Genomic DNA, 20,069 nt, shown 5'->3' on the forward strand with positions numbered 1-20,069 from the left:
CTCCTGGAGATGCGACTGTTAGTAGTATCTGGTCTTTGCGACCACTGGGAAAGGATTGTTTCGTTGTTGGTAATGGAATATCAGAGAGCTTTAACTTTGTAAAGATTATTAACAAATTTAGGATATGATGTCTCGACAGACGACCCATGCGATTCCAGACCACCACACCAGTCCAATATCCATCAGGGGCCGGGACCCCGCCATCGCGTCCATCGCACCTCCGGCAGGCAAATGCGCGAGGGCTTCTGCGATTACTGCGCCAGCATAGTCCGTGTTCCAAAGCAGATCTGGTGCGGCTCTCGGGCTTGAGCGCGCCAACCGTCTCAAGCGCTGTGGCGCACCTCGAATCACTGAACCTGGTTGAAAATCTTGGCGACGGAGAGTCCAGCGGCGGAAGACCTCCGGAGATGTTGCGCTTCAATGCGAATCGAGGCTTTGTGGCCGGCGTGGATATCGGGGGCACACGTCTGCGCATGGTGCTTGCGGACCTTAATGGACGCATCGTGACGCAGTGGGCCACACAGTTCACGGATCGGCAGAGGACGCCGAAGGCTGTATGTACGCTGATCCATGAAAGCCTCAAGACGATGTGCCAGGATGCGTCGACGTCGATCAAGAAGGTGCTGGACCTTACCGTCGGAGCCCCTGGCGTGACCAACGTGAATTCCGGAACGGTCCTTTCGGCACCGAATCTGCGCGATTGGAACAACGTGCCCCTGCGCTCCATGCTCGAGCGCGAGACCGGTATTCCCACGACGATTGAAAACGACACCAATCTTGCGGCAGTAGGCGAGCACTGGAGAGGATCGGCGGCCGGGGTGGAGGATTTTCTCTTCATCGCTTTAGGTACCGGAGTCGGCGCGGGAATCTTTCTTCGAGGACGGCTGCATCATGGGGCTAACTGGAGCGCAGGCGAGATCGGTTATGCAGCGGTGAACGGTCAGCCGCGTGAACCCCTGCAGGTCAGTTCGACGGGCCAGATGGAGCGATTGATCGGGGGGCTGGGGATCGAAGCGGAGTGGAGAAGGATCCTGACGCGCGAGCGGCATGCAAATAGCAGCGAACTGGCAAAACTTCGCGCCACCGAGATCTTCGACCTTGCAGTAGACGGGGATCGGCTTGCTTCGCAGGTGATGCAGTACTCAGCTCAGATCCTGGCGGATTGCATTACGGACATGTCTCTGACGCTCGATCCCGAGGTTGTGATCCTCGGCGGCGGTGTCGGCTTGCATCCTGAGCTCTGTAGAGTCACCGAGAAGCTGCTGGCTCGCAACGAATTTGCCAAGCCACAGATTCGATCGAGCTCCCTCGGTACCCAGGCACAGCTTCACGGTGCAATCTATCTCAGCCTGACCGCCTCAGAGGCTCGCCTGCTCGATTAGCTTCAAAGACCCACAATTTTATTGACAGTGCAGGAATGTTTCACTAGTGTGAAGGCACCTAAACACTTCCTAAATAGGTTTTACTAAGTTTCCGTTCCAAGGACCGGCACCTTAGCAATAACCAGATCAGTTTCCAGATTGGACCATTCGCTTAGTAGTCCCAGGAGGCACACCTTGTCGACCCTTCGTAGCTTTCGAAGCTCTCTTCTAGGAGCAGCGCTCCTTGCGGGGCTCCCTCTCCTCATCACTTCCCCTGCAGCCTGGGGCCAGTCGCAGTCTATCAACGGAACCATACGTGGACACGTGACGGATGCCAGTGGAGCTTCCATTGCAGGCGCAAATATAACCATCTCCAACTCTGCGGTCGGCTACAACAGAACGATCCAGACCGGCACGGATGGCTACTACGTTCTGGTTAATCTGCCGCTGGGCAACTACAAGGTCTCGATTGCAAAGGACGGATTCTCGACTGCGAACTACGACGAGGTTGTCCTGACTGCAGGCAAAGAGGCCGTGCTGGACAGTGCGCTGAATATCGGCAGCACATCCGAGCAGGTCGAAGTGACCGCCACCACGATTGGGATCGATCCTTCGACGCTGAACATTCAGCGCACTCTGGATTCCCGGGAGGTCGAGAATCTTCCGCTCACCTCACGCAATCCTTACAACTTCATCCTGTTTCAGCCGGGGGTCAGCGGACATCCGAATCAGGAACTTGGGATTCCCCGCACCATCAACACCAACGGACTTCTGGACCGCATCAACTACCAGATGGACGGCATGACGAATACACAGAGCGACCGCATCGGCCTGCGCCTGTTCCCCATCGGCAATATCTTCGTCAAGGAAGTACAGACTGTCTCCAACAGCTTTGCTCCGGAGTATGGCTGGACCTCAGGGAACGTCTACAACGTAATCTCGAATAGCGGCACGAACAACTATCACGGTCTGTTCCAGTGGATTCGGCGCTGGCAGGACGCGACTGCCTATCCCTTCTTTGCCGACAAGACGAAGGCTAAACCCAACCTGGAGCTGGAAGATTACTCGGCCAATATGGGTGGTCCTGCAATCAAGGACAGGCTGTTCTTCTTCGGATCCTATGAACACGTCGTGCGCGGACAGCCTGCCCCTGTAACGATCACACCGGCGAATGCACAGGCTCTGGGCCTGAGCGCGGACCAGGTGGCGGCGGCCCCGGGACTGTTGCATGGAACCTTCGTGCTTGGCAGAGGCGACTGGACCATAAACTCGAAGAACTCCCTGTTCATCCGTTACAACTACTTCAAGAACGACTTCCCGTACAACACCCAGGTCGGCGGTCTGAACGCAAGAAGCACGGGAGTCGACTTCTTGGATCGCGCGCATGTCATCGGCATGCAACTGACCTCGACGATCAACGACCATCTGCTCAATGAGCTTCGCTTCTCCTGGCCCTTCCGCAACAACTCGCACTTTCCCGGGCCCCAGGGCGGAAAAGATCCGGCGATCGTGATCTCGGGCGTGGCGAACATCGGCGCATCGAGCAACGGCGGCGACCAGTACACGGACAAGGTTCCGAGCGGAAGCGACAACGTGACCTACATCCGTGGCGCCCACACTATCAAAGGCGGCTTCAACCTGGCGCAGCTGATCAACCGCCAACGTCTTGTGAGCTACAACGAATACACCTTTACGTCGCTCCAGAAGTATCTCGACGCGAAGAATGGAATCAATCCTTACGGATACAGCCAGTTCCGAAGCCAGCAGGACGTGAATGGAATTGGTTATGCCTCGCTGTTCTTTGGCGCATATATTCAGGACACCTGGCGCGTCACTCCGCGCCTGACGATGATCTACGGGGTCCGCTACGATCGCTTCAAGGGACCACAGGCAAACCACAATGCGCTGTTTGTGAACTCCCGCAGCTTCAACACGCCAAACACAAACTTCTCTCCACGGCTGGGATTCTCCTACCGGCTGGACAACCAGACCGCGCTCAAGGTTTCGGCGGGTATGTTCTACCAGGCTACTCCGACGAATCTCTGGTTCAATGCACTGAACCTGGATGGTTCCAACCGCACCAACAGTTTCACGATCACGCAGCCCGCTGGCGCAACCAGCGGAACACTGGCATTTCCGAACATTCCCGCGAAGGGAACGACGGCTGCACAGAATGTCAGCACCGTCGCGCCGAACTTCAAGAACGAATACACGTGGAATGCGACGGCGCAACTGTCGCATGAGTTCAGCAGGTTCGATACCTTCACGCTCGGCTACATCATGACGAACGGTCGCAACCTGATGTACCAGCACAACATCAATCCGCTCACCACGCCGTCGAACATCACGGGGCACCTTGCGGACGGACGGCCGATCCTCGGGCCAGCTCGGCTGGACTCTCGCTTCAATCAGATCAACCAGGTTGAGTCAGGAGCCAACACGAGCTTCAACGCGTTGCTGGTGAGCTACGTTCGCAGCCTGTCGCACGGGATCCAGCTTAACGCTAACTACACCTGGTCGCATACCATCTCGGATGCGCCTGAGGTCGATACCTTCGAGCAGAACCTCAGCATCCAGGACACCACCAACCTGAAGCGCGATCGCAGCAACAGCATCGTCAATCATCCGCATTCGTTCAACCTCACGGCAGTGATTCAGCCGGAGTTCAGTCTGAGCAAGGGCTTCTGGAACACACTGGCGAACGACAACATGGTTGCACTGCTGACCAACCTGAGCTCGGGCGACCAGCAGAACATCATTACCAATGTCTCGCTCAACGGCGATTCGTCTGTAGCAGGCGTGACCCGTCCATTGTTCGTAGGAAGAAATTCGCTACGCTCGCCGAGTGTCTATCAGGTCGACGGACGCTATACGAGGACCTTTCCGAAGCTGTTTGAGCGCATCTCGCCTTCGTTCCTGCTGGAGGCAAACAACCTCTTCAACCACACCAATGTCACGAGTCTCTCGCCGACCCAGACGGTTGTGCAGACGGCGAACTCTCCGCTTGGGCCGATCGGAACTCCTATCGGTGCTCCGACGATCGTTCGGGGGTCAGTGCTCGAAGCGCGAATCGTTCAGTTCGGCATAGCTGCCCGCTGGTAGTCAATCGTGGTGGCGTAAACCGATAATGGTTTACGCCATCTATTTTTTTGCCAAAAATCAGATGCGCTTTAAGGAAGATTCATGAACAGCTCCGGACAGAGCTCCAAGTTTCCGGCTCCTATCTATCGCGATACCGTTCTGGCGCCTGTCTTCGCCGATGCAAAACGATACTTCCTGGACCCCCTGCTCGAGATCGAATACGCCCATACGCTCATGCTGGCGCGCCAGGGGATCATGCCTGCCCAGGAGGCTGCCGCATGCATACGCGCTGTCGATGATCTGGACCGCGACGAGGTCCGAGCCGCGGAGTATGACGGCAGTTTCGAAGATCTCTTTTTCTATCTTGAGAAGAAGTTTGCAGCCGCCTGCGGGGAAGAAGTTGCCGGGAAGATGCACACCGCGCGCAGCCGCAACGATATCGACCTCACCATGTACCGGATGGTGCTGCGTGAACGATTGCTGCAGATCGTTGAGTCTCTTCTGGGACTTCGACAGCTGCTCCTCGACCTTTCGTGGAAGCATCGCGATGCTCTGATGCCGGCATACACGCACAATCAGCCGGCGCAACCAACCACGCTCGGCCATTACCTGTTGGCCTACATCGAAATCCTGGAGCGCGATACCGAGAGAGTCCGCGAGAGCTATGTTCGCGTAAACCGGAATCCACTTGGCGCCTGCGCGATCACTACTACCGGCTTCCCTATCGATCGGGAGTTTACGGCCCGGCTGCTTGGATTCGACGGATTGCAGTTGAATTCGTACGGGGCGATCGCCTCGGTCGACTACCTGATCGAGTGCTGCGGAGTGCTGGTAACGGCAATGCTCAGCATGGGCCGATTTACCCAGGACCTTCTGCTTTGGAGCACCGTAGAGTTCGGATATCTGCGGTTGAGCGATGCGTACGTTCAGATCTCGAGCATCATGCCGCAGAAGCGCAATCCGGTACCGCTCGAGCATGTTCGGATCCTCGCAAGCCGGGCGCTGTTCGAGGCGCAAGGCGTTGTCGGAAGTCTTCACAACACTCCCTTCGCCGATATGAACGACGCCGAAGATGACCTGCAGCCTCTGGTCTACACCGCCTTTGACGATGCAGATCGCAGTATCCGCCTGCTTCAGGGAGCACTCGGGGACGCGGATTTCAACACGGAGAGAATGGCTAAGGCTGCCGATGGAAATTTCCTCCCGGTCACCGAGCTGGCCGATACCCTTGTACGCGCTACCGGGATGAGCTTCCACACAGCCCATAGCATTGTCAGCCGCGCGGTACGCGAGTTGGATGGAGATTACAACGCTGACCTTATGGCGACCATCGTTGAACGCGAGCTCCAAGGGAAATACGCGCTGCCGCATGACAGGATTCGTGGAGCTCTGAGCGCGCGGAACTTCGTCGCGGTGAGGAAGATCGCAGGGGACCGGCGCCGGAGGCACTGGAGCCTCAGATCCTTCGTGCACGCGCAGCCGTTAAACTCGACGAGATGTGGCTGCAGGAGAGAAAGCGTACGCTTGCTGCAGCACACCAGTTGACGAGAGAGGAATGCGACAGACTGACGGGACAGCCTGATGGAAACTAACCGCTCGGGACCTACGCTCACTGCCGAACAAAAGCCCGCTGAGCTGCAGCGGGGGCTGTCAACGTCTTCTGCACTCGGGCTCAATGTCATCGGAATGGTGGGCGTTGGCCCGTTTGTCACGCTTCCGTTGATTGTGGCTGCGATGGGCGGTCCACAGGCCATGCTGGGATGGATTCTGGGCGCGGCTCTGTCGCTGTGCGATGGAATGGTATGGAGCGAGCTGGGAACTACTTATCCAGAAGCAGGTGGCTCCTACGCCTATCTGAAGCATCTGTACGGCGAGCGGAGATTGGGCCGGGTCTTATCGTTTCTATATGCTTGGCAGATCCTGTTCAGCTCACCTCTGTCGATCGCCTCAGGCTGCATTGGCTTTTCGCAATACATCTCGTTTTTTGTCCCGAGGTCGGTGCACCCGCTTTTTTCCGGGAGACTCCTCGGCGTACCGATCGTTCTGAGCGGACAGACCTTGATTGCCATGGGCGCGTGCGCGCTCGCATTGATCGTTCTTTACCGCAGCATTGTGGCGATCGATAAGATAGTTCGCTGGTTGGGGATCGCCGTCGTGCTGACGCTGGTGTTTATCATCTTTGCAGGATTCGCCCACTTCAACGCGCAGATCGCCTTTGACTTTCCTGCCGGGGCCTTTCATCTGGACAACGCCTTCTTTATGGGCCTGGGAGCCGGGCTGCTGGTTGCGGCGTACGACTACGGCGGCTATTACAGCGCCTGCTTTATGGGCGCCGAGGTTCGCGATCCACAGCGTACCATTCCGAGGGCTGTGCTCGGTTCTGTTGTGATCGTCGGAACGCTGTATCTCCTCATGAACATCAGCGTGCTGGGCGTGCTCCCATGGCGCGAGATGATGCACGACAATGGCAGCCACGCGCGGATGTTTACGATGGCCGTTTTTATTGAGCGACTGTACGGCCACGGAGCGGCGAGCATCACCGTCCTGCTGATTGCCGTAGCTGCGCTCTGTTCCGTGTTTGCGTTGTTGCTGGGGCAATCGAGGATTCCGTTTGCCGCTGCGCGTGACGGAAACTTCCCTTCGTGGTTCGGAGCGATCCATCCCAAGCTGCGCATGCCGCATCATGCCCTGCTGACGCTAGGTGCGATGACGATGATCTGCTGCGTCTTTCGCCTGCAGGAGGTCATCACGGCGCTTGTCGTGATTCGCATTCTGTTCCAGTTCCTTTTACAAGGGCTCGCGGTTCTGATGCCAAAGCACAGACGGGAACGGAAGGTACGAGGATTCCGGATGCCTCTTTATCCACTCCCCGCGCTTCTGGCGCTCGCCGGATTTCTGTTCATTCTCTTCTCGCGTCCAAACTTCTCGCGAGAGATTCGAACAGCAGGTCTGATTCTGTTGGCAGGACTGGCCGTCTACAGCGTTCGCTTTTTCAGCAGCCGCCGCTCCACTCAGCCGAATTCATAAGCCGGGGAACTACTGCTTCAGAAGTTCGCGGTAGTCCTCCCGGGTCGGAGTAAACACGTCCAGAACCTCTGAGGCTTCAAGGGCCGAGGCTTGATGTTCGACTCCTCCATCCACGATAAAGCTGTCCCCGGCGTGGGCGTCGAAGACCTTGCCTGCAACATCGACACGGATCGCTCCGCTGATGACATAGACGAGCTGATGGTGCGGATGGCTGTGACGCGCGCCCACCCAATCTGCATCGAAGAAGTGTCGAATGAGCATGAGCTGATCAGTATTGGCGAGAACCTGACGGCGCATACCGGGTTCGGGAGTAAAGGTCTTCGGATCTTCGTTACGTACAAGACTCATGCTGGTTCTCTCCTCTGGCCAGTCTACGTGACGATGCCGCAACAAAAAACAAAGGGCGAGCCGACCTTCGGCTCACCCTTTGGCGGTTGAAATTGCTTTATTGCCCGGAGGAGTGTGGGTAGTCCACACGCACCGAAAGAATCTCGTAGGGGAGAATGTGCGCGGTGACTTTGTCGCCCGACACCGTGAGAGCTGACCCCGTAGACTTCTCCATCAGGTTGGTCTCCGTGGCGGCCGTGGCTCCTGCCGGAACGGTAAAGGTGACATCGCCTTGCTTGCCTGCCCACTCAAAGACACGGAAGATGAGCGCGTTGTCATCCTCAGACTTTTTGAGGGCGGTAAGCACAACGTTGTCCGGCGCGACCGAAGCATAGGAGTGCTCGAGCGGCAACGGGCCACCGTGTGCTGCTACCTGCTGGGCACGCAGCTCGTAGTTATACTCATAACCCTTGCGCTCGGTCATCGCCTGCTTCCAGGTTCCGGCGTGGGGATAGAGAGCATAGCTGAAGTGCTGATGTCCGCGATCCGCGTCCGGATCAGGCCAGGTTGCAGAGCGCAGAAGAGTGAGCCGGAGCGTATTACCCACTGCATCGTAACCATACTTCGCTTCATTCAGCAGGCTTAAGCCATGGTTCGCATCTCCCAGGTCTGCCCAGCGTAGCGCTGGAACCTCGAAGCGCGCCTTCTCCCACGAATTGTCGCGAGTCGTCGGGCGCTCGATGGTGCCGTAAGGAATCTCATAGGTCGCCATCGGACCGGATGCCGCCAGAGGAAAGGCGGCCTTCAGCAGAACATGGGTCTCGTGCCAGTCGATATCGTTGATCACATCGACCGTGTCGCTATTGGCGTAGAGCTGAATGTCCTGAACGAACTTCGAGTGCTGCCATGTACGGCTCACCCGAATGACCGCACGCATCGGCCCTTGCTCCACCAGCTGAACGGAGTCAACCTGCTCGATGGGCGTCATGTGATCGAGCGTTCCCGGATCGATATTCCAGGCATCGTAGTTCTTCGGGAGATCGGCAAAGGTCTGAAGCTGATTGCCACAGGCTCCCCTGGCGATGGACTCGAAGTTTGTCTTCTTGTCGTAAAGACTGGTGATGCAGCCCGTCTTGGGATCCACCTCTACACGCAGGTTTCTATTCTCCATTGTGGTGCCAGAGGCCTTCAGGTCTGTTTTGAAGGGTTTCTCTCCAGCAACAGCATGCAGAACCTGATACCCAAGCGACGGGACATCCTGCGCCTCAACCAGCACCTTGTAGGTGCCGTTCTTAGAGTCCTTCGACAGCACCCTCGTCGGCACGACGTTGTTGTGTTGATCCAGTAACGAAACTCCGTTACCTGAAGCCTCGGGAAGCTGCACATTTACCGTGGTCACGCCGGTATGGTTCCAGGCAAGCGGGTTGAAGATCAGTACGGGAACATCACCAGCCGATTTCGTGTCGATGTTCTCGGCCAGCGTGTGCAGCGACTTTGATGAGATCTCATTGGTCTCCAGCCGCACCTGATCGAACTCCGCCTGAGCTTCCTTATAGATGACGCCGATTCCCGAACCTGCAGCGAGATCGTGGAAGTCGTTGAAGGTGACCTTCTTCCATGCGTCGGTCAGTTGATCGTTGGGATATGCGTTTCCATTGAGCCACGCGAGAGAGGCATACTTTTCCGCGTTGAGCGTCTGCTCTTCGCTCTCGCGCATATTGCGCTTGTGCTGCGCCTGCGTGGTGAAGACGCCGCGATGGTATTCAAGGTACATCTCGTCTTTCCAGGTGGGGATGCTGATCTTTCCAGCATCCGCTGCAGGAGCCTTGTAGCCCTTGGCGATCGAGGTGTAGTCCCAGGTCTGCGACTCAGGAGCAAGCTTTGTCTCAACATTGCTGAAATAGCTCTGTGCCGTTCCGAACTTCATCTTCGGAACGATCATGTTGTCCTTCGCCCAGTGATTGCCCTCGTCGAGCATGGCGCGCGTAGGGCCACCGCCGTGATCGCCTACGCCGTAGAGGTCCATCATCTCCTCCATGCCGGGGGCACGCTGTCGAGCAGTGGCAAGATCGGCAGAGAGGCGAACGGGATTCAGATTGTTATTCGCATAGTCGTGCGGAAAGTACGTCAGGACCTTGCTGCCGTCCGGAGACTCCCACCAGAAGAGCTTGAAGGGAAGCTGGTTGGTATCGTTCCACGTCATCTTCTGGGTGACGAAGTAGTCGACGCCCGAGCGCTTATAGATCTGCGGAAGCTGCCAGTTGTAGCCGAAAGAGTCAGGATTCCAGCCGATGCGAACGTCGACACCGTACTCCTTCTGGTACCAGCGCTTGCCGATCAGCAGCGAACGCACCTGCGACTCGCCATCGGGCATGTTCAGGTCGGGCTCAACCCACATGCCACCAACGACCTCCCAGCGGCCTTCTTTGATGCGCTTCTTGATCTCTTCGTTGATGGCCGGATACTTCGTCGCCATCCAGTCGTTGTATGCAGCGGCCGACTGAGTGTAGGTGTAGTCGGGATATTCGTTCATCAACTGCAGCGCGGTCGAGAAGGTGCGCTTGACGACATCGACCGTCTCCGAGACCGGCCAGAGCCACGCTGCGTCGATGTGCGAGTTCCCCGTAAGATGCAGGGTAGCCTGCTGCAGCGTCGGCTTGAGGATCTCGAGCTGCTGTCCAGCAGCTTTCAGCGAGGCGTCAAACTTGGGCTGATTGTTGGCATCGAGCGAAGCCAGATCGACGGTAGCGATGGACTTCTCGAGCGTAGCCATATCCTGCTTCGGCTGTTTCGACAGCGATGGGATAAGAACGGCAGTCGACAGGAATTCAAGCCGCAGGTCGGACGGATTCGGACGCCCCTTGGCAAACTCGATGCGCATGGTGGCGGAGGCGAAGTTTTTAGTGTCCACTGTCTGCAGCAGCTTCACTGCTACAAGAATCTTGTCGCCAGGCTTGGCCTGATCGAAGAGCACGATGGGCTCGAGATCGTCTCCCAGCGCGACGCGGCGACCGTTGAAGTAGATGATCTCCGGGACGGGGCCGTTGGCGTTGGCGCGGAACTGAAACCAGATGCGCGCGCCGGTAAGGTCGTACCCGTTGAGAGTCTTGGGAACCTCAATCGAGCGGCGATACCAGACTGCCTCAGTGGGAGCCTTGCTATGCGGCTTCGCTGTAGGCCATGAAGCATCGCTGAGCGCAGGATCCTCTCCGTGCGCCAGATCGCCGACGTGATAGTGCCACTCATCGCCGGGCAGATTTTCAAAGGTGGCCAGACGTTCGATCGTCTTCTGCGACTGCTGCGGCAGCGTGTGCAGTATCTCAGAGACCTCTTTCGCCGACTGTGCGTAAAGAAGTGGAGAGGCAACGAACGAGATGGCAAACAGCGCCTTTATCGTAGTTCGCAGCGCAGGAAGGCGAAGAGGAACGATCAACGTATGCGGCTCCTTGTTGGGCTGGTTCGGCGTCGATTTCGACGGGGTTAGCGGTGAAGCTGAACCACAGGGAGTCTAACGCAATTTCGCCCTCCTTGTGAGAGGGCGAGGTTAGTGTGCCGCGCTACATTTCGCAAACTACTGTTTCAAGACCGATTCCAGATAAGCAAGTGCGCGGGGATCGCCCGACTGCCCCAGCCAGAAGAAGGCCTCTTTCCGCACCGTCGGATTCGAGTTGGTCTGCGCGACATGGATCAGCTGTGGGATGCCCTCGTCTTTCGGGAGTTGACTGAGCGCAAATACGGCCTTCTTCTTCACCTGCTGATCTGGGTCGTTCTCGATGGCATTGGTTACTGCGGCGCTTGCCTTCTTCCCTGCCTTTTGCGCCAGCCAGAAGATGGCCTGGCTGCGGACGCCTGGGTTGCTGTCGGATTTAGCAAGCGCCAGCAGGTCATCCGCTGCAGCCGGATCGTGGTTGATCGAAACGTCGAAGACGAGCTTTTCGCGAAGTTTAGAATCCTGTTCGGTGCGAAGAAGCTTCTCCAGCGCGAGCAAACCATCGTGACCACGCGCTGCTCCAAGCCAGAAGGCCGCCTTCTCGCGCAGCCGGGTGGAATCGGACGAGGTCGCCAGCTTCGCAAGTTCAGTGGTCGCCGCCGGTGTGGCGTGCTGTGCGAGAGCAGCGAAGGCACTTTCCATCACACGATTCTCCACCCCGGCCTGGCTGGCGAGTTGTGCCAGGAAGTGAACGCTGTCCTCCGGCTGCACTCCCGTGAGCCACGTAAAGGGAACACCACCAGCGTTGAGGCGGCAGCCCGCATTTGTCGCTCGCACCTTGACGACAGCGCCGTGGTCAAGACGCAGGAGAACATACATTCTGCCGGGCTCCTTCTGTTGCGCGGCGTCTGTCATACCCTCTCGAGATTGCTCGAGCTGAACTTCACCGCAGCATCCATCGTCAGACGAGGATCCAGATGAATCGCCACATGCAGACGAATGGTTTCGCGGAAGAGACGGCACCTCATATCCAATCCAAAGCTGCTGGCTGGAGTGCTGAAATCGCGTCACCGTCGCGGACAGTCCTGAGCCCACAGACTCAGTGTTCAAGTGCGTGTCGGAGACTCGCGGCTGCTGCCCGGAAAAGGCGATCGCAGACGCACTAAGGACGAGAGCAATAACGAGATTGCTGTTCATGGACGTTCCCTCCTTACAGGGACGCTGCTATTTGTTGAGGATCTCCATCATGTAATCGGTGGCTTCCTTGCTGTGCATAATGCTCAGCTTCGAGACGATGGCCTGCTTCAGTTCGGGATTTTTTTCCGCGCGCGCCAGGGCCACCAGGTCGTGCGCGTCCCCGGAGAGGAAGAGGCCATCGACTGCAGCCTTCTTCGACTCGGCATCGGAGCTGCTCTGATAAACCGTCAGCAGTTGAGGAGCTGCCGAAGCGCCCCCAGTGATTCCAAGGTTGCGAATTGCCTTGCGGCGAAGTTCAGGGTCCTGCTCTGTCTTTGCAATCTCGCTGAGAGCCTCCATTCCCTTCGGTCCTGAAGCCACCAGCGATCCAAGGATCCCTGACTTGATCTGCGGGTCCTTTGTCTCGTGGTAGAGCTGCGTCAGTGCCGAGACAGCAGCCATAGCTCCGAGCTCCTGAATGGCTGTCTTCGAGAGCATCGGATTCTGCTCCGCTCGTGCGGCCTCCACCAGCTTGTCCTGCGAGCCGGAGATCAGGTACGACTGCAGGATGGCGCGCTTTACCGCCTCATCTGCCGTGTGCTGATAGACGTCGGCCAGGGTCGCGACCGACTGCTTGCCCTTGATAGCGGCATACATCCGGACGGCACGCATCTGCAGCGCAGGATTCGACTGACCGCGAGCGATGTCGGCGATCAACTTCTGCGCCTCGGGCGAGTTGCTGTTGGCCAGCACGAAGAGCGCACGCTCCTTCAGCCTCTCCGAGCCGTTGCCGTTGAGAATCTGTTGAATCGCAGGCATAGCGCGAGCCTCATCCTGCTGCATCAGCGCGTTCAGAGCAAGCAGCTTCAGCTCGTCGTCACCTGTAGATTGCGGAGAGATCGGCTGTCCGCTGCGGCCTCGAATCTCAATGCGAAGCGCATCGCATTCGGTGATCCATCGGCTCTGCGGGTATTTGTGGCCAAGATTGGCGCAGGTCTCCAGCGCCCTGCCCTGCTGGCCCTCTTTGTTCTGCGCATACGCGGTCCAGTAGAGTGCGGCGTCCGCACGGTCTCCGCCCTGCGAGGCAATCTTTGTAAAAGTCGCCTCCGCGTCAGACCATCGGGCTTCATTGATGGCTCGTGTGCCGTCGGCGTAGGCATTGGATCTCTGATCGTCTCCAGGCATCTCGATGAGAGGATCAGGCCCGCTTAGGACGACAGGCTGAAGGCAAAAGGCTGCGGGTGCGGCGAAGATGGACGCCAGAAGTGCGGTCGATAAGATCGATGTAGTTTTCATATCGTGGAAACCCCTTTTCTTGCTGCTGCGCCATTGCTCTTTGGATTTGTGTCTTCCTGCACCCGGGAGCGGAGGACACGGACCTCGAAGAGAAGGCCGTCGGTGTTCATCTCTTTCTGTAGTTCATCGAGCTTTGCCTGCGACAAGCCGGCAGGCTCGTTCGAGACTTCAATCAGTACGCGCTCCAGATGGTCGAGCGCGGATGAGAGCGCAGGATCCTCCTGTTGCTTCACACTCTCGCGATACAGGCGATTCGCCGAGAGCAGGTCTCGTGCCTCCGCCTGCAGTGGCGCCTCCGTCGAGGGCTCAGCGTGCTTCAGTTCGACCAGAAGCCGTTCCGAGCGATCCAGGTGATCCCCAAGGACCAGCAGCACAACACGCTGCTTGCCCTGCTCTCCGTTGGCGCTGTTTGTTGCGATCGCTGCATTGCGATGCTCCCACTGACGCCCGGCGAAAAAAGCCGCGGCTATGAGGAGACAGGCTGTGGCGGCGGCAGCAAGACTCCAGTTCAGGCTGAGCCAGCCCCAGCGCGATTCATTCCTAGGCGCCCTGTATGCAGGTACCGATCCGCGAATTGATTGCCAGACCTCTTCGCTGTAGCCGTGATCGCGTTGAGGAACAGCCACCGGCTCGATCTCGGACAGGTCGCGGACCAGCGATGCGTAACTCTGCGCACAGTTGCTGCATGCCTCCATGTGCTGGCTGATCGCAGCGGGCGAGTCGGCTTCGCCGTAGTAGTAGTCGATGAACTGTTCTTCGCTGATGTGATTCATGGGTTCACCCGGAGTGGAGCAAGGCTGCGACGAAGCTTCTGAACGGCGCGAAAGACCGCCTGCTTGGCAGCGTTGGGAGCGATCTCGAGCGCGGCTGCGATCTCGGTTGTGGAGCGGTCCTCCATGTGCCGAAGGATGAAGGCGGTGCGCTCGGTGGGTGTCAGGGCTGCCATCGCAGCGGTCTGCAGGGACTCGATCTCGCGGCTCAGCAGCGTTCGCTCCGGACCGGCTGCGGTATCGGCCACCTGCACCTCGTGCTTTGCCGGGTCACCGTCTTCGCCAATCTGGCAGGTTGTTTCGAATTTGCGTTTGTTGACCATATTGAGTGCGCAGTTCACTGCGATTCTGTAGATCCAGGTTCCAAACTCCGACCGAGACTCAAAGCCCTGCAGCCGCTGATAGCCTCGGAGGAAGGCCTCCTGGACTACCTCGTCGGCATCGGCCTCGTCGCCGGTAATGCGGAAGGCGACGCGAAAGACGTTTTGACTGTGGCGCGCGACTAGCTTGCCATAGGCGTCTTTCTCTCCGGCCAGCACATCCCGGATGATTGCTTGGTCGTTGACGTCCATTCAGCGCATTAGACAAGCAAACAGCCTGCCGGTTAGGAAAGAATTTTTGTGGGATGCTGGGAGAGGACTTCGATGGAGCAGAGGCGACTCCTGGCCCCGAGCCGCAAACCTGTTGACAGTCCCGAGAACGGGTCTATAGGGTGAAGCGCGAGCGTAAGCGCTTACGTAGACCTCAGTGAGGAATCCGGAGAGATAGGGAAAGATCATGGGATTAGGGCGTTCGACAAAGACAATCCTGACTGACAGCCATTTTCTGGTGCCGTTTTTTGTACTTCTGGCCGGTATCGTGTTGCTGGTAGTGCTGCACTGAGATTTTGAGGAGACCAGGTGGCAAGCGTGGTTGAAAGAGCAAAGCAGCACGGCATGTCGCTGCACGGACTTGGGGTCATCTGCGGTTTAACCGCAGGTGTGTGGCTGGGCGCCGCTGAAGCTCCTACAAAGTTGGTCAATACCGGGCTTTCGCCCTTTGCAGTCTCTCTTTGCATGGTGGCCGGCGTCTTCACGGCGCGCTGGACCTTCCCAACCCTTCTCAAGGGAACCAGCTACGTCTTTACCGATCTGATGGAGAAGAAGCACCTGATCGTATGGGCCCTGCTCGCCGGTGCTCTCTGGGCCGTCGCCAATACCCTTACCGTCTTTGCGATCCGCGACGTTGGGCTTGCGGTCGCCTTTCCTCTCTGGAATGCGAACTCCCTGATCGGCCTCTTCTGGGGACGCGTTCTCTTCAAGGAGCTCGAGGGAGCGAACGCGGGCAATATCAGTAAAGTCGTGCTGGGAGCCGTAGCCATCGTGATCGCCGCGGTGATGCTCGGTTTCAGCACCATTCACGGGCAGACCTCAGCCGGCCAGCACGCCATGCGCGGAATTCTTGCGGCCGCCGGAGCCAGCCTGATGTGGGGGACGATGTACGTTCCTTACCGCAAGGCATATATCAGCGGCATGAATCCGCTGTCGTTCGTGACGGCATTTACGGTGGGCGAGCTTGGAACAGTCTTTGGGCTGACAGTGGCTCTGGACGGCGGTCTGCACTCGCCCTCGTTCAAGCTGTTCCATCAGCCGGGCCTGGTCTTCTGGCTCTTTCTCGGCGGATTTGTCTGGGTAATCGGCGATCTCTTTCAGCAGTTCGCGGCAAAGTATCTCGGCATCGGACGCGGAATCCCGCTCTCGAACACCAACCAGCTGTGGGGGCTCGCGTGGGGAGCTCTAGTCTTTGGTGAGCTGGCAGGAGCAGACAATCGCCATCGGCTGCTCGTGATTGCAGGTTCGCTAATCATGATTCTGGGAGCTCTTGCCATCGGAACCGCCGTCGCCTCTGCGCGGGAGCAGACCTCAAATAACGAAGCCGTTCTGCGCGAATGCGAACGCTACGGTCTGGACTACAACCGGACCCTCGCAGCCCAGGCCGGGGACGAGTTCGGCGGCCGCAACGAACGGCGCCGGTGGTGGGACTACGCCATCGTGGCCGCGGCGACCGGCTTCTTTATCTGGCTGGGGACCAAGGCGATCGTTCCACCGCTCGCGATGGATCGGCGCTGGGTTGCAGGACTTGGCGTTGTGCTGGCGGTCAGCCTGGTCATCGGCGGATGGACGCTCGGGCGCAGGACGCGTTTCTCCTAAAGTGAGGCGGGGGAGGTTTGTTTCCTTTCCATCCGGAGGCTCGCTGTAAGATGATGCTGCTATGGCAGTCAGGCTGAAGGATATTGCACGAGACCTCGGCGTCTCCGTTGTCACTGTCTCGAAGGTGTTACGCGGAAACAGCGACATTGGAGAGGAGACGCGGAAGCGCGTCCTGAAGCGCATGAAGGAGCTGAACTATCAGCCCAACATGCTGGCGCGCGGTCTGGCGAGCGGAAAGACCTACACGGTAGGCCTTGTAGTTCCCGATCTCGTCCATCCCTTCTTTGCCGAGTTCGCAAAGTCTTTGAGCGGTGTGCTGCGCAAGAGCAATCGCGCGGTCATCCTGGCATCGTCGGAAGAAGATCCGGAGATCGAGCGGCAGGAGATTCGAACCCTGCTGCGGCGCGGCATCGATGTTCTTCTGATCGCGTCGTGTCAGCCGAATCTGCGCAACTTCTACGAACTGGGTGACGAACGGACGCCCTATCTTCTGTTCGATCGCAACTTCCCCCACCTGGCGGCCCACTTTGTGGGGTCCGATGACCTGATGGTGGGCGAGATGGCGACCAACCATCTGATCGAGATTGGGCGCACGCGAATCGCGCACATCGCGGGTCGAAACACCAGCCCGTCCTTCGACCGGTTGCGCGGCTTTCGCAGCGCTATGGCCGAGCATCGTCTTCTGGTTCCTGACGATTACGTCGTCGTCTGCGATCACATGGAGGAACGCGGCGATAAGACAGGTTACGAGGCGATGCAAAAACTGCTCGCGCTTCCCGAGCGTCCGGATGCGGTCTTCTGCTACAACGATATGACCGCGATCGGGGCGATTGCGGCCATCCATGCTGCGGGCCTCAGCGTTCCTGAGGACGTTGCCGTGATCGGCTGCGGCAATATGCCTTATAACGACTACCTCAGGGTTCCGCTTAGTTCGATCGATCACGGAACACCGGAGCTTGGCCGGATCGCCGGTGAGCTGGCGCTGGAGCTGACCACTTCCCCGGAACAGCCGCCAAAGAATATTCTGGTCCCGCCCACGCTGGTCGCGCGGGGTTCGACGGGGCACCCATCAGGTTGGCACTCGAATTAGATCTCAGGGGCGAGAAGCGAGATCGCCCGTGACGCGAAGGAGTCGGATGATGAGCAAGGTTCGGATTCTGGTTGGCACGCGCAAGGGAGCGTTCATCCTTACGTCTGACGGCAAGCGAGAGAACTGGAAGGTCGATGGACCTCACTTCGCCGGCTGGGAGATGTATCACCTCAAAGGGTCGCCGGCGGACCCGAACCGCATTTATGCCTCCCAGACCAGTGGATGGTTTGGCCAGGTGATACAGCGGTCCGACGACGGGGGCGCAACGTGGAACCCTGTCGGCAACAAGTTCACCTACGAAGGTGTGGCCGGAACGCACCAGTGGTACGACGGCACGCCGCATCCGTGGGAGTTCAAGCGAGCGTGGCATCTGGAACCTTCGCTTAGCGATCCGGATACCATCTACGCCGGAGTGGAAGACGCTGCGCTGTTCCGTTCCACCGATGGCGGGCAGAACTGGCAGGAGCTGCCGGGACTGCGCAAGCATGGCTCCGGGCCGCACTGGCAGCCGGGGGCAGGCGGGATGTGCCTGCACACCATCATCCTGGACCCGAGCGATGCGAAGCGGATCTACATCGCCATCTCGTCGGCGGGCGCGTTTCGCACCGACGATGGCGGCGAGACCTGGAAGGCGATCAACCAGGGCCTGCGGTCCGAGCATATTCCGGATCCGACGGCGGAGGTCGGGCACTGCGTTCATCACATCGCGATGCATCCGTCTCGGCCGGGAACGCTGTTCATGCAGAAGCACTGGGACGTGATGCGGTCGGACAATGCTGGCGACCACTGGACCGAGGTGAGCGGAAATCTTCCGACGGACTTCGGCTTTGTGATCGACGTGCATGCGCATGAGCCGGAGACGATCTACGTGGTTCCGATCAAGAGCGACGGCGAGCACTTCCCTCTCGACGGTAAGCTGCGGGTCTATCGCAGCCGCTCCGGAGGCAATGAGTGGGAGCCGCTGACCAAGGGCCTGCCGCAGGAGAACTGCTACGTCAATGTTCTGCGCGATGCGATGGCGGTCGATTCGCTCGACCAGTGCGGCGTGTACTTCGGGACGACCGGAGGCCAGGTCTACGTCTCTCCGGATGCGGGCGAGAACTGGAAGTCGATCGTTCACGATCTTCCCGCGGTGCTTTCGGTCGAGGTTCAGACGCTCGCATGAGGGTACGGGTGCTGCTTCCGGCCCACCTTCGCACCCTGGCGCGGGTTCCGGGGGAGATTGGTGTCGACGTGGAAGGCACGGTAACCCAGCGCTCGGTGCTGGATGCGGTGGAAGCTGCCTATCCGATGCTCTGCGGAACCATCCGGGATCACGTCACACTGGAACGAAGGTCGTTCCTTCGGTACTTCGCCTGCGAGCAAGATCTATCGCACGAGCCGCCGGAGGCTCCTCTGCCGGATGCGGTGGCATCCGGGAGGGAGCCCCTGCTCGTGATCGGCGCGGTCGCCGGGGGGTAGCCCCCACTTTTTGTGCAAAATCTTCAATGGATTGCACTTAGGTCCGGACCTCGGTGTTCTTCCTACTCCGAATCGGAGCGCCCTTCGCACCCGCAATCCATGATCGTTGCTTGCTGCCCGATCTTTTAAGGATAACGCCTGGACCAGAATTGATCGGCACTCAATCTCCGTTTGGATTCATGGAGTTATGTTGTTTTGGGGCTTGACAGCTTCCGAAGAACCACGATCGTGTCGATTCGGCTGTGAATGACGAAGTATCAGCCAACGATGTTATTTAACTCCCTTGGCGGGATCCCAGGAGCCCTGCTCTTTGCGTACGAAGACGATCTGGCCGATGTGGTAGGCGTTGTGGGTTCCGATGTGGGCGATGAGGGAGGCGTTTTTGGCGATGGTTGCGTCGTCAGCTGCCTCGACAGCGTTCTCCCACTCAGTCATGCCCTGGTCGAACTGCTTCACGAGATCGTCCCACTGCTGCGGGGTGAAGTTGTTGAAGGTCTCGTCGTTGTTGCCGCTGAATTTTGCGGGCGTCTCACCCTTGAACTTCAGGAGAGAGCGCTTGTTCCAAAAGACGAGGTGATAGGTGAGCTGCCCGACGGAGTGGTTGCCTTTGCCGTCGGTCCAACGGGCCTGCTCGGCGGTGATGCCATGGATGGCGGTGTTTCCGGAGGCGAACCAGTCCTGAGAGTTGTGCGTGGTTCGAAGCTGCTCGAGAAGGACGGCTTTGAGAGTGGTGGGCGGCTCGGGTGCGGGTGCCTGAGCGGAGGCAGCGAATGGAAGAGAACAAAGAGCAAGAAGCGAGAGGTTGAGGGAGATTTTATTCATGTGGGGTGGACCTCCTCGAAAGAATGGCGGACTGATTGT

At 58.4% G+C, this 20,069-nt stretch carries 15 protein-coding genes; 8 read left to right on the top strand and 7 right to left on the bottom strand.

The window, feature by feature from the left end; all coding sequences use genetic code 11:
* The first annotated feature begins 146 nt into the window (after positions 1–146).
* The 4 genes from JAO29_RS02275 to JAO29_RS02290 all read left to right on the top strand — a co-directional run bounded on the left by JAO29_RS02275 (position 147) and on the right by JAO29_RS02290 (position 7,469).
* A complete protein-coding gene (locus JAO29_RS02275; RefSeq protein ID WP_442886292.1) occupies positions 147–1,382 on the top strand; it encodes an ROK family protein in 1,236 nt (411 codons plus the stop codon).
* A gap of 174 nt (positions 1,383–1,556) precedes the next feature.
* Complete coding sequence (locus JAO29_RS02280; protein ID WP_334266548.1) at positions 1,557–4,463, top strand: TonB-dependent receptor; 2,907 nt, start codon at positions 1,557–1,559, stop codon at positions 4,461–4,463.
* 81 nt (positions 4,464–4,544) lie between these two features.
* Positions 4,545–5,987, top strand: a complete 1,443-nt coding sequence (gene argH, locus JAO29_RS02285) for an argininosuccinate lyase (RefSeq protein ID WP_334266549.1) — start codon at positions 4,545–4,547, stop codon at positions 5,985–5,987.
* Between the two features lie 36 nt (positions 5,988–6,023).
* Positions 6,024–7,469 (top strand): APC family permease, encoded by a 1,446-nt coding sequence (locus JAO29_RS02290; protein WP_334266550.1) that lies wholly within the window; start codon positions 6,024–6,026, stop codon positions 7,467–7,469.
* Between the two features lie 9 nt (positions 7,470–7,478).
* On the opposite strand, the gene JAO29_RS02295 is transcribed toward JAO29_RS02290, so the two are convergent.
* From JAO29_RS02295 to JAO29_RS02320, 6 genes are all read right to left on the bottom strand, one after another.
* Entirely contained in the window at positions 7,479–7,817 is a 339-nt protein-coding gene (locus tag JAO29_RS02295; protein WP_334266551.1) for a cupin domain-containing protein, read from the bottom strand.
* Between the two features lie 97 nt (positions 7,818–7,914).
* Positions 7,915–11,229, bottom strand: coding sequence for an alpha-mannosidase (locus tag JAO29_RS02300; RefSeq protein WP_334266552.1), 3,315 nt, complete (start codon positions 11,227–11,229; stop codon positions 7,915–7,917).
* Between the two features lie 138 nt (positions 11,230–11,367).
* Positions 11,368–12,423, bottom strand: coding sequence for a HEAT repeat domain-containing protein (locus JAO29_RS02305; protein WP_334266553.1), 1,056 nt, complete (start codon positions 12,421–12,423; stop codon positions 11,368–11,370).
* Between the two features lie 27 nt (positions 12,424–12,450).
* Positions 12,451–13,698, bottom strand: a complete 1,248-nt coding sequence (locus JAO29_RS02310; RefSeq protein WP_334266554.1) for a HEAT repeat domain-containing protein — start codon at positions 13,696–13,698, stop codon at positions 12,451–12,453.
* The gene (locus tag JAO29_RS02315) at positions 13,695–14,471 is read right to left on the bottom strand and encodes a hypothetical protein (protein ID WP_334266555.1); all 777 of its coding nucleotides are present in this window, start codon (positions 14,469–14,471) and stop codon (positions 13,695–13,697) included. The genes JAO29_RS02310 and JAO29_RS02315 overlap by 4 nt, the downstream gene beginning before the upstream one ends.
* Positions 14,468–15,040, bottom strand: a complete 573-nt coding sequence (locus tag JAO29_RS02320) for an RNA polymerase sigma factor (RefSeq protein ID WP_334266556.1) — start codon at positions 15,038–15,040, stop codon at positions 14,468–14,470. Before JAO29_RS02320 ends, JAO29_RS02315 begins: the two co-directional genes overlap by 4 nt.
* 327 nt (positions 15,041–15,367) lie before the next feature.
* On the opposite strand from JAO29_RS02320, the gene JAO29_RS02325 reads away from it, so the two are divergent.
* From JAO29_RS02325 to JAO29_RS02340, 4 genes are all read left to right on the top strand, one after another.
* Positions 15,368–16,657 carry a GRP family sugar transporter gene (locus tag JAO29_RS02325; protein WP_334266557.1) on the top strand — a complete coding sequence of 430 codons (1,290 nt, stop codon included), beginning with the start codon at positions 15,368–15,370 and terminating at the stop codon, positions 16,655–16,657.
* Positions 16,658–16,718: 61 nt separating this feature from the next.
* On the top strand, positions 16,719–17,747 hold the full coding sequence (locus JAO29_RS02330) for a LacI family DNA-binding transcriptional regulator (RefSeq protein ID WP_334266558.1): 1,029 nt from the start codon (positions 16,719–16,721) through the stop codon (positions 17,745–17,747).
* Between the two features lie 49 nt (positions 17,748–17,796).
* On the top strand, positions 17,797–18,912 hold the full coding sequence (locus JAO29_RS02335; RefSeq protein ID WP_334266605.1) for a WD40/YVTN/BNR-like repeat-containing protein: 1,116 nt from the start codon (positions 17,797–17,799) through the stop codon (positions 18,910–18,912).
* The gene (locus JAO29_RS02340; RefSeq protein ID WP_334266559.1) at positions 18,909–19,208 is read left to right on the top strand and encodes a MoaD/ThiS family protein; all 300 of its coding nucleotides are present in this window, start codon (positions 18,909–18,911) and stop codon (positions 19,206–19,208) included. The genes JAO29_RS02335 and JAO29_RS02340 overlap by 4 nt, the downstream gene beginning before the upstream one ends.
* Positions 19,209–19,478: 270 nt before the next feature.
* Here the strand turns inward: JAO29_RS02340 and JAO29_RS02345 are convergent, their stop codons facing one another.
* Complete coding sequence (locus JAO29_RS02345) at positions 19,479–20,030, bottom strand: DinB family protein (RefSeq protein WP_334266560.1); 552 nt, start codon at positions 20,028–20,030, stop codon at positions 19,479–19,481.
* Between the last annotated feature and the right edge of the window lie 39 nt (positions 20,031–20,069).

Source organism: Edaphobacter sp. HDX4 (genome assembly GCF_036877565.1).
Taxonomy (GTDB): domain Bacteria; phylum Acidobacteriota; class Terriglobia; order Terriglobales; family Acidobacteriaceae; genus Edaphobacter.